The sequence below is a fragment of the Neisseriaceae bacterium genome, assembly GCA_016864895.1.
In the GTDB taxonomy this organism is placed as follows: domain Bacteria; phylum Pseudomonadota; class Gammaproteobacteria; order Burkholderiales; family Neisseriaceae; genus QFNR01.
The window spans coordinates 1,507,373-1,524,784 of sequence record CP046107.1 but is presented as its reverse complement, the minus strand read 5'-3'; the positions used below and the strand labels follow the sequence as shown (position 1 = coordinate 1,524,784).

The window sequence follows — 17,412 nt, the reverse complement described above, 5'->3', positions numbered from 1 at the left end:
TTTTATCTAAAACGTTAAATTTGAAAACGCCTGCAGAACCATTCTAAATTCATTCTGAATTCGTTCAACAGCCACTTCATTATCAGCTTCAAACCTTAAAACTAAAACTGGCGTTGTATTAGATGCACGAATCAAACCAAATCCATCTGCATACTCTACTCTCAATCCATCTATATCTATAATCTTTTTTGTATTTTTGAATTTCGCCTGCAATTGTATTTGTCTAATTAATTCATGATTCTGCCCTTCTTTCTGCATCGGAATATTGATTTCAGGAGTGGAAATAGCATTAGGAAGTGAATTCAGAAACGCACTAGGATTTTCATAACAAGAAAGTACTTCTAACAACCTAGCGCCTGCATATAACCCATCATCAAATCCAAACCACCTCTCTTGAAAAAATATATGCCCACTCATTTCTCCTGCTAACAAAGCATTATGATGTTTCATTGATGCCTTAATATAGCTGTGACCTGTTTTACTGATAATAGGGTTGCCTCCTCTAGATATAATCCACGGTGCTAATAAACGTGTACATTTCACATCATAAATAATAGAGGCGTTTTTATTTCTAGACAAAATATCTTCAGAAAAAAGCATAAGCAACCGATCAGGATATATGATATTTCCATCCTTAGTCACTACACCCAATCTATCCCCATCACCATCAAAAGCCAAACCAATTTGTGCATCAGAATTTTGTAGTTTTAATTTAATATCTTGTAAGTTCTCAGGTTTAGCAGGATCTGGATGATGATTTGGAAAAGTCCCATCCACATCACAAAATAACTCTATTAAATCACAACCAATTGCTCGATATAACGCCCCTACATATTGACCAGCAATACCATTACCTGCATCAACGATAACTTTCATTGGACGTTTTAATTGGACGTCTTGACTAATGGCATCTTGATATAACTTACTGATATCCTGTTGTTTTAACTTTCCCTGATTTTTAGTGATAAAATACTGTCCAGAGCAAATAATTTCAAATAAAGATTTTATAGTATCTCCAAATAATGTCTCCCCTGCTAACATCATTTTAAAACCATTATATTCAGAAGGGTTATGACTCCCCGTAATCATTATTCCAGAACCATTTGTCCATTGATGTGCAGCAAAATAAAGCATTGGTGTTGCAACTTGTCCGATATCAATAACATTCAACCCACATCGAATTAAGGTCTCAATGAGTAAATCAACAATTTCCTTTCCAGACAATCGACCATCCCTACCAACCACCACATCCGTGACTTGTCTCTTAACTGCTTTGGTAGCATAGGCCTTAGCAATGCCAATAATAGCATCCTTTGTTAAAGTTTCATTAACAATACCTCTAATATCATAAGCTTTAAAAATATCTTTAGAAATATTACTTGTCATTATTGATACCATTTACACTATTTGATTAGTAAATTGAATAAATTCTTGTTTTTTTTGTTGCGCTTTTTTTGAATCAATTGCTTCTTGTGCTATTTCCACCCCTTCCTGAATGTTATCAGTCAAACCAACACAATATAAAGCAGCTGCTGCATTTAATAGTACAATATCTCGAGACGGGCCTTTTTCTCCTGCCAAAACCTCATCCATTTTTTGTAATGATTCCACAGATGAAAAAGCTTGAATGGGTGATAAATCTTGACTTACTGAGATTCCAAAATCCTCTGGATGAATCTCATAACGTGTAATTTTTCCATTATTTAACTCTGCTATCTGTGTTGTCCCTGTAATAGTAATTTCGTCCATTCCATCTGAGCCATATACCACTAACATACGCTTAAGCCCCATCTGCCTTCCTACATTAGAACAAATTCCCAATAAATCTTCGTGAAATACACCTAACAGTTGATTCTTAGTATTTGCTGGATTAGTTAATGGTCCTAAGATATTAAAAATAGTTCTCACACCTAGGATTCTCCGTACAGGTGCCACATGCCTCATTGCTTGATTGTGCTGTGGAGCATACATAAATCCAATATTAGTCTTTTCAATACTTTCCGCAATTTGCTCCGGAGATAAATAAATATTCACCCCCATAGCTTCAATTGCATCGGCAGCACCACTAGCAGAACTTACTGCTTTACCACCATGTTTGGCAATCTTAGCACCTGCTGCTGCCACAACAAACATCGCAGTAGTAGAAATATTAAATGTTTTGATTCCATCACCACCTGTTCCTACGATATCAATGGTGTGATCTGGATCAAGAATTGGTACTGCTAAATAAAATTCTTTTAACACATTAACAGCTGCAGTAATTTCTGAAACTGTTTCTACTTTCATTCGTAATCCAATAAGCAAAGCAGCAACCATTTCTGGTGCCATCCTACCGCTCATAATTTCACGCATCAAATAAGTCATCTCATCATATAAGATCTCATTATTATTTAATAATCTATTAAGTGCTTCAGGCGGAGCAATCATAAAATTACCTTAATTAATTATGCTGAATCAAAAAATTATTTAACATACGATATCCATGTTCTGTCAGCAATGCCTCTGGATGAAATTGGACACCCTCTACCGCCGATATTCTATGTCTAATGCCCATAATCTCCCCATCTTCTGTCCATGCTGTGACTTCCAAACATTCGGGTAAAAAATCTCTATCTGTAACCAAACTATGGTATCTTGTACAATTTACTGGATTAGGGATATCTTCAAAAATACCAATATTATTGTGATAAACCCATGAATTCTTTCCATGCATAATTTCTTTTGCTCGAATAGTTTTTCCACCAAATGCTTCACCAATACTCTGATGACCTAAGCAAATACCTAACATAGGAATTTTATTAGTAAATTTTTGAATGCATTCAACTGATATACCTGCCTCCTTAGGTGAACATGGTCCTGGGCCGATAACAATATAATTCGGCATAAGTTTTTCTATCTCATTACAGCTAACTTCGTCATTTCTCTTGACCAACACATCTTGTCCTAACTCTGATAAATACTGAACAATATTGTAAGTAAAACTGTCATAGTTATCGATAAGTAATAGCATATTTCACACGATAAATAATATTGATAAAGAGAGCTAGTATACTTGATTTTCAATATAATTAAAAGAATGGCTAAGATTAAGTATAGATTTTTGAACAGTTTTAATTGACCTTTTTTTATTTTTTATAAAAAATGAGGATTGCGAAATTTTGTAAACTACATTAAAATGAACGGCTTCTGAAAAAACAGAATAATTAAGCCGTAGGATTAGGGTTTTTTCCAAGAACTGAATAATAGTCTCCTAATTCTGAATATAATTTAAAATTCTAAGGAGTTTTTTCATGCCTAAAATGAAATCTAAGTCGGGTGCTAAAAAGCGCTTCAAGGTACTGGGAAATGGGAAAGTGAAACGGGCGAGTGCCTTTAAACGTCATATTTTAACCAAGAAAAGTACTAAAACTAAACGTCAATTACGCCGTGCCAAGCTAGTACACAGCAATGACAAATTTTCTATTTCTCAAATGTTACCATATTCTAAATAAAGGAGAAGATTATGCCTCGCGTAAAAAGTGGCGTAACTGCCCATGCTCGACATAAAAAGATTATTAAACAAGCAAAAGGTTATCGTGGCCGTAGGAAGAATGTTTATCGTATAGCAAAACAAGCTGTCATGAAGGCAGGTCAATATTCTTACCGTGACAGGCGTCAAAGAAAACGACAATTTCGTCAATTGTGGATTATTCGTATTAATGCAGCAGCTAAAATAAACGGAATGACATACAGTCGCTTAATTGATGGCTTAAAAAAAGCCTCTATAGAAATTGATCGTAAAGTACTTGCAGACTTGGCTGTGCATAACAAAGAAGCATTTGCTCAATTAGCTGAAACTGCTAAAAAAAGCCTAGCCTAACTAATTAATATAAAAAAGGAAGATGTCTTGCATCTTCCTTTTTCTTTATCAAAAAATAATATAATTTAATGTATAATAAATCACTTCTTAATTAGAACGTTATATTTTAAATAAATATTCACACAAAAAGGTTTTTCTCTATGGATAAAAAAGCCATTGAATTATTGGTTGCCGAGGGTCTCAAAGAAATTAGACAAACAAATGATTTCAATCAGCTTGAAATAATCAAGGCAAAATATTTAGGAAAAACAGGATCTCTAAATACTTTTTTGAAAATGTTAGGTAGTCTCTCTCCTGAATTAAGAAAAGAAGTTGGTAGTTTTATTAACACTCAAAAAAATATTTTTCAATCATCTTATTCTGAAAAGAAAAATGAATTAGAAACACAACAACTGGAAGATAAGTTAAAAAGTGAAACGATAGATGTTACTTTGGATGGTAGAGGACAAGCCATGGCTGGTTTGCATCCTATCACATTAACTAAGAATCGTATGGTCTCCCTATTTCAAACACTAGGATTTGAAGTTGCTGATGGCCCAGAAATAGAAGAAGATTATTACTGTTTTGAGGCTCTAAATATTCCTAAAAATCATCCAGCTAGAGCAATGCAAGATACTTTTTACATTGAAGATAATAAAGTTCTACGGCCTCATACATCTCCTATACAAATACATTACATGTTAGAGAAAAAAAATCCTCCTATTCGCATTATTGCACCAGGAAGAACCTATCGTGTTGATTCAGATGCTACTCATTCGCCGATGTTTCATCAATTAGAGGGTCTATGGGTTGATGAAGATGTCTCTTTTGTCGATTTAAAATCTATATTCACCACCTTCTTACAAACATTCTTTGAAAGAGAAGATTTAGTAGTTCGCTTTCGTCCATCTTTTTTCCCTTTTACTGAACCTTCTGCAGAAATAGATATTCAATGGGATAAAGGTTGGCTTGAGGTTGGTGGCTGTGGCATGGTGCACCCTAATGTACTAAAGAATGTCAATATTGATTCTGAAAAATATACGGGTTTTGCTTTTGGTTTAGGCATTGATCGTTATGCTATGTTACGTTATGGGATACATGATTTAAGACTGTTTTTTGAAAATGATCTTAATTTTTTAAAACAATTCAATTGAAAGGTATTGATTAATGAAATTTTCTTTTGAATGGTTAAAGACTTGGGTTAAGACTGAACTAGATGCCAATCAATTAGCTCATTTATTAACCATGTCCGGATTAGAAGTTGAAGAAATCACTAAAGTAGCACCAGAGTTTTCGAAGGTAATTATTGCACAAGTCATAACCATTAAAAAACATCCCAATGCTGATCGACTTAATATTACCCAAGTTGATATTGGAAAAGATAAACCGATTCAAATCGTTTGTGGTGCAACAAATGTCAAACCAGGTATTAAAGTTCCTTGTGCATTACCTGGGGCAATATTACCTGGTGATTTCAAAATTAAACCTACAATAATGAGAGGTGAAAATTCTGATGGCATGCTTTGCTCAGCTCAAGAATTAGGCTTGCCAGAAACCGAGGGTTTAATGATTCTGCCTGATAATGCGCCAATTGGGGTTAATATTAGAGATTATTTGCATCTGGATGATGATATTTTAGAAATTAAAAGCACCCCTAATCGTGCCGATTGTTTGTCCATTAAAGGGATTGCTCGAGAAGTAGTTGCATTAACCAATGCGCCTTTTACACCAATTGAAATATGTGGCTGTCAAGAAGATAAAACAATTACTTTCCCCACTTCAATCCAATCTCCCGATGCCTGTGGAAAATTAATAACGCGTGTCATCAAAAATGTCAATCCTAATATAGGTACTCCTCTTTGGATGCAAGAAAGATTAGAACGTTCTGGTATTAGAAGTATAAATTTCTTAGTAGACGTAGGTAATTACGTTATGTTGGAACTGGGGCAGCCATTACATATATTTGATTTAGATAAATTACAAAATAAACTTATCGCACGCTTTGCTACTAGTGATGAAGAACTGCTGTGCCTTAATGACAAACAGGTTTCACTCGATGAAAAAACTTTAGTTATTGCTGATGACAGTGCCCCCTTAAGTATCGCAGGATTAATGGGTGGAAAAAATTCCTCTGTATCAGGAAAAACCAATAATATCCTCATAGAATCTGCCTTTTTTTACCCTGATGTTATTGCTGGTAAATCAAGACAGTACGGATTTTCATCAGAATCTTCCTTCCGATTTGAAAGAGGTGTTGATTATCAACTACAAGAAGATTCAATTAATAGAGCAACTGAATTAATTCTATCATTGGCTGGAGGTCAAGCGGGTACATTAAATATTGCTAATGGAAATTTACCTGATAGTAGACAAATTTCAGTTCGCAAAACACGTGCAGAAAAATTATTAGGTATTACTCTAGATAATCAACAAATACAAGTAGGATTAAGGCAATTAGGACTTAATCCTATTCCTCAAAAAGATGGATTTATAGTGACTTCTCCTAGTTTTAGATTTGATATTAATATCGAGGTCGACATTATTGAAGAAATTGCTAGGCTATATGGTTATGAGAATATCAAACCTAAAGTGACCAGTGGAAAGCTTTTAATGTTAAAACAGGCAGATTGCTGCTTAAATAAAGAACAAATTTTTGATAAAATTTCCCATCTTGGTTATCAAGAAGTGGTCAATTATTCTTTTGTAGATGAAACATGGGAAATTGATTTTGCAAATAATACAACCCCTATTCGGATTATTAATCCCATTGCTAGCCAAATGAATGTCATGAGATCTACACTCATTGGAAGTTTAATTAATAACTTAATTGCTAACCTTAATAGAAAACAATCCCGGATACGTTTATTTGAACTGGCTAAAATATTTAAAAAGAATGGTTCAGATTTAATACAACAAGATTATATTGCCGCTCTGGCATATGGGTATTCGTTACCCGAACAATGGGGTATATCTTACCAAAAGGTAGACTTTTTTGATGTTAAAAATGATTTAATGCAAATTTTAAATAATATTTCAGTTACTTTTGTTGCTAGCAATATTCCCGGGTTACATCCAGGAAAATCAGCAAATATTCTACGTGACGATCAATCTGTGATAGGATCTATTGGGGAGTTGCATCCCAGATTAGTACAAAAATATGATTTACCGAGTGCACCTATAGTATTTGAATTAGCATATGATGCTATTTCTCAACCACATAAAATAAGATGTAGCCCAATTTCCAAGTACCAACCAGTGCACCGAGATTTGGCTTTTATTGTTCCTGAAAATGTTACTGCTCAAGAACTACTATCCACATTAAATTCAACAAAAATTCCAGCTTTAAAAAGTGTAAAAATTTTTGATTTGTACAGAGGTGGCAATATACCACACAATCATAAAGGTTTAGCAATAAAAATCATTTTTCAAGACAATGAAAAAACCTTAAAAGACCATGAAATTGATAAACTTATGCAGATACTGATCAATCAAGTCAAACCCTTGGGTGTGAATTTACGCTAATAATACTAAAAATTATTGATCAAGTATTGTTTAAATTCTCAATTTAAGTGATAATAACCATCTAACTAATTGATAGATATGAAGTAAAAAGGATAAAATATGACAACATTAACTAAAGCGGAATTATCAGATATTTTAGTAGAAAAAATTCCGAAATTAAATCGTAATGATGCCAAAGTTTTAGTCGAATTATTTTTTGAAGAAATAAAAAAGGCTTTAGTTTCCGGCGAAGAAGTAAAGATCTCTGGCTTTGGAAATTTCCAACTACGGGATAAAAATCAACGCCCAGGGAGAAATCCTAAAACTGGACAAGAGGTTGAAATTAGTGCTCGCAGAGTTGTTACCTTCCATTCTAGTCAAAAATTAAAAGCAATGATTGAACATTAACTTTTCAATAAATGACTCATTTATCAAAATATTCTATCTACACACAATGAATTTTTAATATAAATCTAATTTTTTATCTTAAATACTAAGAAAAGGTAAAAAATGTGGGTATGCTTGTTTGTGTAAAATACTTAAGATTGAGTGTCTTTTTTGAAACTAAATGTCTCTGAATTTATTATTTATTTTTACATACAATAAAAAAACAGCTCCTTACGGAGCTGTTGATATTCGAGTCTATCAAATTGGTTTAGAATTTACTCCTAATACCTAAAGTACCATTTAGTTGTGTAAACTTACTATTACCATAGTTATAATTCACATTACCATATACCGATACTTCATCATTGATCTTGTACTCAACGCTTGGTGTAATCGATAACCAACCTTTCCTTTCTTTCGCAATACCTTTACCTGAACGATGGAAGTTTTTAGCAAAGTTCTTTAAACGCCCCTCTGCTTCAAACTCTTCATAGTCAAAGTTCTTCGTATATGCTATGTCTAGGTTAGTATTTAACTTCGGCGAACGACTACTAAATTGAACACCTAACGTACCTAATTTATTTGTGCGTTTTTGTTCATTAAATTCCATCGCCGTAGAACTATTACCCTCTTCTTCATATCCCTTAACCTTGAATTTAGTCACACTACCTTCAATGTAAGGGGTGGCATACCAAGTCGTAGAACATTCATCGCAACCTAATTCCGATATTTGCACGTCATATCCCACGGAAGCACCAAACCCTGATACCTTACCCTTCGTTGCGCCTTTCTCCGTTCTAATGTGTTTTAGAAACTGCATCGAACGTTTGATATCAGACATTTGCTCCCAACCCGTATAAACTTGCCCATTTGCCCACAAACCACTCGCATCTTTATATTGCATAAATGCCGTCAATGCTTGTGCACTGTCTTTATACTTCAATTGATTACTTGGATGTTTATCTCCATACATCAACGATAATGAGGCTCCTACATCTAAACCTTCAGAGGCTCTGTACGCAAACCCTGCTCCTATACCTTGGGTCGATAAATTCCTTGAACTTAATGATCGACTGTTCTTATCTATCCCCGTTAATATACTTGCAAACGTTCTAAACTCACCTACTTCTCTTGTATCAAACCTCATATACTTCATCTCATTCTTCATGAAGTTATTACGTACACTCTCGTTTACCTCCGAAACTCTAGATAAACCAGATACATAACCCGGTGCATTGAAGATACTCAACAAGTATTCCGCTATGATTTGATTCATTTGTGGGCTTGGGTGATGCCAGTCAGTATACATATACACTTGTCCATCATCTCCATGATAATAATCATCCCCCCGCATCACATATCGTAGACTCTTTACCTAAGCTACATTGTGCTACTAGAATGTTAGTAAAACCATAGGTATATGGATCGTTTTGTACTTCTTCATATAAGCGGTAAATATCAGCATAAACTATATTACCATTCACATCCATTAAACGTTCTTGTAAATCTCTATTCCAACGAAGCACCAAGTTACGTTGTAATTGTGATGGAATCACTATCACCCAACGCCATAACTCTTTCGGAATCAATGGCATAAAGTGGTTATACATCCTTGCATAGTTATCTATAACATATTCATCTGCATTACCAACCGGTGTACCCACCAAATTGTTATTGTTTCGTAAATAACTATCCATTGCACCCAATACCCAATTACCCGGATTTAAGAACTCCAATGGTGTACCATCCATGAACATACCCAACGAACCTACGGTAGCACCAACTATTGCTGCTCCGGAGAATGGTGATAAACCCGGATCCGGTAACCCTAACATAAAGATATTTTTTGCACCTTTATCTGCCAGTAACTGAGCATAACCTCCTAAAACTTTTGGCTTGTTATCTAAATAACCACCTGCCGAAGTTAAGATTTTATCCCAGTTCCATGGCATTGCCGCTTGCATAATATCTCCGGTCATATCATTACCACCTCCCCACAATACAAACACGTCTTTAGAGTTGGCAATTTGTTTATTATCTTGTAGGTAGTATTCTATTTGCTGTGACATCTTAGAACGCATAACCGCTATCGGATCTCCTAATAACTGTAATACACTCGAAGCCCATTTAACCAATGCCCCTGAAACCGCATAATTAGTACCATTTTGACTTCTTGGTGCATTAAACTTTCCAGTCAAGTAAATCCCTAAATAACTATTATAGAAACTAAATGGATTACCATCTGCCATATAAATACCACCACGTCCTGCCGAACCGGTATCTGACAATGAATCACCAAACGTCACTACATTCCTAAATTCAAAGTCTTTCTTAGTCTCAGTAAAGTCATAACCCGGTATGTAGTAACTCGCTCTGTTCGCTTTCTTATTACCAACCCCAGAGAACTTAGATGACATTGCAGGGCCTGCTACTATCGCCGATGGCAAACTTGGTAAGTTAGATGACATCGCCGCCCATGAGCTTGGGTTACTCAAGCTTGATGGTAATGCAGAGCTTGACGGATTAGATGACAATGACACCGGATTACTAATCGAACTTGATAATGGATTGCTTGAAATACTCAATGGTCCACTTGATGGCCATAATAATGGATTGCTCGATGAGCTAATCGGACTACTTACTGGCGCTATCGATGGATTACTAAATGGCGCTAGTAATGGATTACTCAACGGTACACTACTTGGGTTACTCATCGACGATAACAATGGATTACTTAATGGCGCACTTACTGGATTCGAGCTCGGGTTACTACTTGAAGCCAAAGGATTACTACTTGGCATTTGGCTCGATGGATTACTCAAAGAACTTACCAATGGATTACTAAACGGCGCCAAACTTGGATTACTAATCGGTGCACTACTTGGATTGCTAAATGGCGCCAAACTTGGATTACTAATCGGTGCACTACTTGGATTGCTAGACGGTGCACTGATCGGATTAATGCTTGGATTACTAATCGATGCACTACTTGGGTTACTGCTTGGCAATGACCATGTAGATGGTGCACCACTACTCGGATTACTAATCGGTGCAAGTGAAGGATTACTCAATGGTGCACTCAATGGGTTACTCAATGGCATACTACTTGGATTACTCAATGGTGCCATTGATGGATTAGACAATGGTGCACTACTTGGGTTCAAGCTCGGGTTACTAATTGACGCCGTGCTTGGATTGGTACTCGGTGTCATTAAAGATGGATTCACTGACCCCGATGTCAACGGATTAAATGACTGCCCACTCAAAGGATTACTCAATGGAGCGCTACTTGGGTTACTAAATGGTGCACTGCTTGGATTACTCAATGGTGCTAAACTAGGATTGCTAAATGGTGCACTACTTGGATTCAAGCTCGGATTACTAATCGAAGCCGTACTTGGGTTGCTAATCGGATTCATACTTGACGGATTAGTCGAAGATGAAGTCGATGGATTAGACAACGGTGCACTTAATGGATTACTAATCGGTGCACTACTTGGATTACTAATCGGTGCCAAACTAGGATTACTTAATGGTGCACTGCTTGGGTTACTAGATGGACCACTGCCTGGATTCAAGCTTGGATTGCTAATCGATGCTGTACTTGGATTACTAATCGGATTAGTGCTTGATGGATTAGTAGACAACGAAGTCATCGGATTAGATGAAGGTGCGCTAATTGGATTGCTAAATGGTGCACTGCTTGGACTGCTAAGTGGTGCGACGCTAGGGTTACTAAACGGCGCACTACTTGGATTACTAAACGGTGCACTGCTTGGATTCAAGCTTGGATTACTAATCGAACCAGTACTTGGGTTGCTAATCGGATTCATGCTTGACGGATTAGTCGAAGACGAAGTAGATGGATTAGACAACGGACCACTACTTGGGTTACTTGACCAAGACATTAATGGATTACTCAATGGCGCCAAGCTAGGATTACTCAATGGCGCCAAACTTGGGTTACTGCTTGGCGCACTGCTTGGATTCAAGCTCGGGTTACTGCTCGGAGCAAGGCTAGGATTACTTGACAACGGTGTTAACGAGGATAAACCAAGCGATGTAGAACCAATACCAGCTGCATAACTCGGAACACCAATCGATATTGCCCCAATAGAACTTGCAGGAATCGAACTAATACTTGTCAAGAACGGTCCCGAAGAAGATGCCGGAATCGAAGACAATAGTCCTGGAACTCCAGATAAAGAGACAGGCAAACCAGACGACAATCCAATAGATGGTACCCAAGATGTTGAGAACAATGATAACGAAATAACCCCGGCTCCAGAATTACTAATTGAAGAAGTTAACGGAACTAAAGATATACCACCTGGCAAGAAGCTAGATAAAGTCAACATTGGCATAGAAACAGAAGACGATATGGGCAAACCAATCATTGATGATATCTCACTAGAAATAATAGGAGCCATAATCAGCGATGGTATCGCACTTGAAATCGGTAAACTGGAACCAATTGATGGAATTGATGAAAGCGCTAAAGGTCCAAAAGACACACTCGAAATAGAGAATGCTGGAATAGATGTCGTGATGGATGTCGATGATAATACTGGAGTCAAAGACACACCAGATAAAGATGACGATCCAAAAGCAGCCGTATAAATTGGAGCTAATGCCGAAAAGAAGGATGGAATAGTTGAGAACGAAACCGAACTCGCTGGCGACATAACCGATAACCCAAAAGAACTTGTACCAAACACAATGCTTTGTAACAAAGTAGCAAGAATTGGAATAAAGATATACCAACCGCTCAGCACCATAAAAAATGGTCCTACTCCAATAGTAACAAGCATGGTAATTACAGGGAACCATACCCAACCACTCGATGTTCCTATGGTTGCAATAGCAGCTAAAGGCAATGTCACACCTGAAGAAGATATATTAAATGGAGTTCCAACAGATGATGAAGCCGCTAATACTACAGTAGCCCCAGCCCCACCAATGGTGTATGCCGATGCCAAGGAAGTGCCCAATAATGGCACAGAACTAGTTGATGGTGTCACGCTAAGTGGTAAACTTGGCGCACTTGACAATGCCGATAAACCAAAAACCGGTACTAAACTAGCTGTTCCAGACGCCGCCGAACCAGATGAAGACACTGGATAAGCTGTTGATGGTCCTAGAAATGAAACCGCACCAAAACCCCATAAAATTGTACTCGATAATATAGGTGCAAAATACAGAGGTAAGGATCCAAATAGCCATACATATGCATTACCATAAGAGAATGCTGAACCAATTGCAAATGATGGTACCCCAACGGATAAACCTGCCCAAGTAGACCATAAAGCAGGCGCTGCTGAACTTAATCCCGATACCCCACTTAGAGAAGCCGATACTGCAGCTGAGGCAATTAACGGGGAAGACGATAAATAGAATGGGAAAGAAACTGCTGAAGATGCAAATACAGGTACCGCCAATGACGAACCTACAACCAATAAAGCAGGAAGTCCAAATGATACATTCAATGAACTAGAATAACCCAAGCCTAAAAAAGAGCCTCCAGAAGTTAATAAACCGATTAAACCACTAACTGCACTCGGCGCTAAAGATGAGAACGTTTGTGATGATACCGGCGCTCCAGATAATGGGAGTAAAGCTATCGATGAAGCATTTAAGCCCATTGATATAGAACCTAATACTGTGAGTACTGAGGTCAATGATGATGCTATTAGAGTAGAGGATCCTGTCAATACAGAAGAAACAAAGTTTCCTGCTGCTAAAATAGGCAAGCCTATTGACGATGGAACCCATGAAGACGATGGGTATAAAGACGAACTTAAAGCCACCGATGCTGTCTGTAGTCCAAAATACGGCATAGTTATTGTCGAAGAGATTGCTGAGCCCAACACCCCACTTGCAGACAATGGCAATACAAATGAAGGTACACTCAATGAACCCAGCGCAGAACTACTCGAACCTGTAGATAAAGGAGTGGTAGAACTTAGGTTCATAGAAGAAACCAACAAACTACTACTTAATAAAGAAGGGAATGCACTTGATAATGAAGTTATCAAAACTGACACTGTACCCACACCAAAAGAAGGACCACTAAATAAAGCCAATGCCGCAACTATAAATGGTGCAGATGAAGAGGCAAAAACTGAAGTCGATAGAAAAGCTGGGAATGAAATCGGAGCGACTACACTCGATGACATCGAACTAACCGAACCTATAGTCGGCACTACAGCTGATAACAAGAACTGAGGAATACTTGAAGATACGGCAAAAGAAGATAACCAAGGCCCCAATAAAGAACTGATAATTTCTGTATGGAAAGAACCCATCCCTACAACATATACAAAACCACTAGGGACAAATATACTAATAATAATTGGCGTCCAAGTAGAGAAACCTATTGAGATCATATGGGAACCTAATAATGGTATCAGAGGTACCCCAGATAATGAAGAAACGCTATAACCCACAACAGAAGACAATGTAGTCAAGCCTCCGGAAACTGACAAGACAGAAGCACCACCCCATAAAGAAGACGCTCCAGAAACACTAGAACTAATTCCTGCAGAACCTACGAAAGACATAAGAGGAGCCACAGGCGTCAACGAAAAACCTAGCGATGCAAGTGGCAACGAAACCACTGTAGACCAAAATCCTGGGAAAACTGACATTAAAGAACCAGCAAATGCTGAAGGTGCAACCCCAGTAATTAATGGAACAAACCATCCAGTGAGTGTAAACCAAACAATCCCTAAACCAAAATATAGTCCCACAGATACAATCGATGATGTCCATACCGGAAATGTTGCTGAACCCAATTGAGCACCAATTATGCTTGCCATTGGCAATACAGAACTATAGAAGTTCGCAGAAGAACCTGATAATCCTGATAGGAATGCGCCACCAGATCCTGAAAAAAGCATCTGACCGGCTATTACTGAAGCTAGAGGTGTCATACTAATCCATGATACTGCGGTCGAAAGAGAAAGTGGAATACCCGGAAGCAAGCTACTGCCAAAGAATGGCAATGTGCTAGAAAGCGACAACATCATACTCGGTGCTGCTACCGTAGACGAAGATGAAATTGGTGTCAATGATGAAGTAACAAATAGCACTTGAGACAATGCACTTGCTAACGGCATTAATAATGACGCAGAAGATACAGAAGCCGATTGTGATGCAAAACTAGCTGGTACTGACATTGATACCAATGAATTCGGTCCCACAGAAGAAAGCGAACTTGGTAATCCCAAACTTGCTGACAATCCAGAACCAGAAAGTGGCATAAATGTACTGTATGCCGAGATACTCAAACTGCCTACACTAGACAATGTAACGCCTGTAGACGATGAAGAAATAGAAGGAGCAAACCCACTACTGGATGCCAAAGATGGGAACAAAGTAGATGGTAATAACAAAGCAGATGATTTTAAGCTCAAGCCACTTGAAATTAAAGATAATCCAGGAGGTGTACTGCTACTAATAAAAGGTGATGACGATACAGAAGAAGAAATTCCTGATGGCAAAGCTGAAGAAATATATAAAGGCAACGATATCGGAGCCAATGATAAACTCACTAAAGATGACAACAAAGAACCTATCGGTTGTGAAATCGATGATGTCAAAGGCGATGTCAATGAACTTATAGAAGGTAATGACAACGATAATGATGTTCCTGACCCCAATGACGAAGGCCCTGAAGAGATAGATTTAGAAGGATCCCCTGACGGTGTCAATGAAAGACTTGGCATCAAGCTAAAACCTATCGGACCTGAACTAGATTGCAATGAACTCGTTTGAGAACTCGCCAATGGCATTCCCAAAGATGATAATGATAATGCACTTGGCGCAACTAAAAATGATTGCAATGGCAACAATACCGAATAGAAAGGAGAAGCCAATAAAGACGATGGACCTGAAGATATAGATTTCCATGGATCTCCTGATGGCGTCAATGAAAGACTTGGCATCAAGCTAGAACCTATTGGACCTGAACTAGATTGCAATGAACTCGTTTGAGAACTTTGTGAAGGTGCACCACTAGAATATAAAGGCAATAAACTTGGTGCTACCAATGATGAACTCAATGGGTATAACGATGAGTAAATTGGCACTAACCCAGAAGACGAAGGACCCGAAGAAACCGATTCTGATGGATCTCCAGATGGTGTCAATGAAGTACTTGGCATTAAACTAGAACCTATCGGACCTAAACTAGATTGCAATGAACTAGTACCAGAACTTGCTGACGGTATGCCAGAACTTGATACTAAAGGCAATTCACTTGGTGCCGCCAATGATGAGTTCAATGGTACTGATGATGACAACAGTGGAATCGAAGATACATAAGACGGGCCTGAAGAAATTGATTTAGATGGGTCTCCAGATGGTGTCAATGAAGTGCTTGGCATTAAACTAGAGGCAAGTGGAGTAGACAACAAGTTCAAACCAGATGTAGTCGAAGACTGTAAGCTAGAACCTAGTGAAAATCCAGGAGCTGCTGATGGCGCCGATGATAATGACAACAATGGCAAAGCCGAACTCAATAATGGCGTACCACTAGATGATGAACTTGGTGACAACGAAGATGGTCCTGCAATCGATAATGATGACGATGGCACTATCGATGGTGCTGATGATGAATAATACAATGGAATCATTGAAATATTCAATGGCGTAATCGATAAGCTAAATGGCAAAATTGAAGGCGCCGTCAATAATGGTGACAATGGCGTCAAAGCACTTGTCGACATATAAATCGGCAATATCGCAGACGGCCATGACAACGGACCTGAAATTGACATAGAACTTGACGATGGCATTAAAGGCGCCGATGACGAAGTCAACAAAGGAGAAACTGATGACATCAATGAAGTACCAGATGAAGACAACGGTGCTGCTGATGGTACTGCCGAAGAACTAAATGATGGCAATAAGGATGATGTCAAAGGTGCCATTAATGAGTTAGATGGACCACTTGAAGGTTGTGATGGATTTGAAAAACCTGATGTTGACGAAGTCACAAAAGGTGTAATCGATGACAACAATGGCTCCATTGATAATGATGAACTCAATTGGAATGGTGCTAATGACGATAACGATGGTGCTGACAAAGGTGCCAAAAATGCATTAGATGACATCACAGATGGAACCGTTAAAGGCAACATCGATGGTGCTGCTGATGGTGCCAATGAAGCAAATGAAGGACCAAAACTAGATGGACCTAATAATGCCAAGGGAAGCATTGTAGCAACAGGAGATGCTACCTCATTCGCTGGATTATAAACTATATCTGTCTCTACTTTTTGAAAATTATTGATCTCACTTGGATATTCAATCTTAGGATCATATCTAGTGTCACTACCTATGCCCAAAGCCAAATCTGCTGCGGCTAATAATAAATTTAAGTACAGAGGATAATAAGTTTGTTGACAAGTCTCTTCATCCTCCACGCATGCTAATTCTTCACTCACCTCCAGTTCAGGTTCAACAACCTGTGGCACAAATACCGGGTTCTCTTCTATTACCGGTTCACTAGCACGGGCAATTTGATATTGCACTCCATCTGCATTCGTTAAGGAAACAGCACCAAATAATGAGACTAACGATAAAACTAGTTGCTTCTGTCTAATTTTCATATGTTTTCACCCTTTTTAAAATTAGAATCATAAAATTAACCACTTCTTAACTATTGTGATCAATTCTACTAT

Annotated in this window: 10 protein-coding genes; 5 read left to right on the top strand and 5 right to left on the bottom strand. The window is 37.8% G+C overall.

The window, feature by feature from the left end; all coding sequences use genetic code 11:
- Positions 1–6 precede the first annotated feature (6 nt).
- From GKC53_06485 to GKC53_06475, 3 genes are read right to left on the bottom strand one after another with little or no spacing between them, the layout of a single operon-like run.
- Positions 7–1,386 (bottom strand): phosphomannomutase/phosphoglucomutase, encoded by a 1,380-nt coding sequence (locus tag GKC53_06485; protein QRN41732.1) that lies wholly within the window; start codon positions 1,384–1,386, stop codon positions 7–9.
- A gap of 12 nt (positions 1,387–1,398) precedes the next feature.
- Positions 1,399–2,427, bottom strand: coding sequence for an anthranilate phosphoribosyltransferase (gene trpD, locus GKC53_06480; GenBank protein ID QRN41731.1), 1,029 nt, complete (start codon positions 2,425–2,427; stop codon positions 1,399–1,401).
- A gap of 13 nt (positions 2,428–2,440) precedes the next feature.
- Entirely contained in the window at positions 2,441–3,010 is a 570-nt protein-coding gene (locus tag GKC53_06475) for an anthranilate/aminodeoxychorismate synthase component II (protein QRN41730.1), read from the bottom strand.
- 280 nt (positions 3,011–3,290) lie between these two features.
- Here GKC53_06475 and rpmI point away from each other — a divergent pair, with 280 nt between their 5' ends.
- The 5 genes from rpmI to GKC53_06450 all read left to right on the top strand — a co-directional run bounded on the left by rpmI (position 3,291) and on the right by GKC53_06450 (position 7,747).
- Positions 3,291–3,491 (top strand): 50S ribosomal protein L35, encoded by a 201-nt coding sequence (gene rpmI / locus GKC53_06470; protein QRN41729.1) that lies wholly within the window; start codon positions 3,291–3,293, stop codon positions 3,489–3,491.
- An 11-nt stretch (positions 3,492–3,502) separates the two neighbouring features.
- Complete coding sequence (gene rplT, locus GKC53_06465) at positions 3,503–3,859, top strand: 50S ribosomal protein L20 (protein QRN41728.1); 357 nt, start codon at positions 3,503–3,505, stop codon at positions 3,857–3,859.
- Positions 3,860–3,999: 140 nt separating this feature from the next.
- Positions 4,000–4,992, top strand: a complete 993-nt coding sequence (pheS, locus tag GKC53_06460) for a phenylalanine--tRNA ligase subunit alpha (GenBank protein QRN41727.1) — start codon at positions 4,000–4,002, stop codon at positions 4,990–4,992.
- A 13-nt stretch (positions 4,993–5,005) separates the two neighbouring features.
- Complete coding sequence (locus GKC53_06455) at positions 5,006–7,360, top strand: phenylalanine--tRNA ligase subunit beta (GenBank protein ID QRN41726.1); 2,355 nt, start codon at positions 5,006–5,008, stop codon at positions 7,358–7,360.
- Between the two features lie 99 nt (positions 7,361–7,459).
- Positions 7,460–7,747, top strand: a complete 288-nt coding sequence (locus GKC53_06450; GenBank protein QRN41725.1) for an integration host factor subunit alpha — start codon at positions 7,460–7,462, stop codon at positions 7,745–7,747.
- Between the two features lie 247 nt (positions 7,748–7,994).
- Here GKC53_06450 and GKC53_06445 read toward each other — a convergent pair whose 3' ends face one another.
- Entirely contained in the window at positions 7,995–9,083 is a 1,089-nt protein-coding gene (locus GKC53_06445; protein QRN41724.1) for an autotransporter domain-containing protein, read from the bottom strand.
- Complete coding sequence (locus GKC53_06440) at positions 9,067–17,340, bottom strand: hypothetical protein (GenBank protein ID QRN41723.1); 8,274 nt, start codon at positions 17,338–17,340, stop codon at positions 9,067–9,069. The genes GKC53_06445 and GKC53_06440 overlap by 17 nt, the downstream gene beginning before the upstream one ends.
- Between the last annotated feature and the right edge of the window lie 72 nt (positions 17,341–17,412).

What these genes read in the sequence shown, in the direction of transcription:
- GKC53_06485 (QRN41732.1), bottom strand. Translation starts at nt 1,386, where the DNA reads ATGACAAGTAATATTTCTAAAGATATTTTTAAAGCTTATGATATTAGA.
- trpD (QRN41731.1), bottom strand. Translation starts at nt 2,427, where the DNA reads ATGATTGCTCCGCCTGAAGCACTTAATAGATTATTAAATAATAATGAG.
- GKC53_06475 (QRN41730.1), bottom strand. Translation starts at nt 3,010, where the DNA reads ATGCTATTACTTATCGATAACTATGACAGTTTTACTTACAATATTGTT.
- rpmI (QRN41729.1), top strand. Translation starts at nt 3,291, where the DNA reads ATGCCTAAAATGAAATCTAAGTCGGGTGCTAAAAAGCGCTTCAAGGTA.
- rplT (QRN41728.1), top strand. Translation starts at nt 3,503, where the DNA reads ATGCCTCGCGTAAAAAGTGGCGTAACTGCCCATGCTCGACATAAAAAG.
- pheS (QRN41727.1), top strand. Translation starts at nt 4,000, where the DNA reads ATGGATAAAAAAGCCATTGAATTATTGGTTGCCGAGGGTCTCAAAGAA.
- GKC53_06455 (QRN41726.1), top strand. Translation starts at nt 5,006, where the DNA reads ATGAAATTTTCTTTTGAATGGTTAAAGACTTGGGTTAAGACTGAACTA.
- GKC53_06450 (QRN41725.1), top strand. Translation starts at nt 7,460, where the DNA reads ATGACAACATTAACTAAAGCGGAATTATCAGATATTTTAGTAGAAAAA.
- GKC53_06440 (QRN41723.1), bottom strand. Translation starts at nt 17,340, where the DNA reads ATGAAAATTAGACAGAAGCAACTAGTTTTATCGTTAGTCTCATTATTT.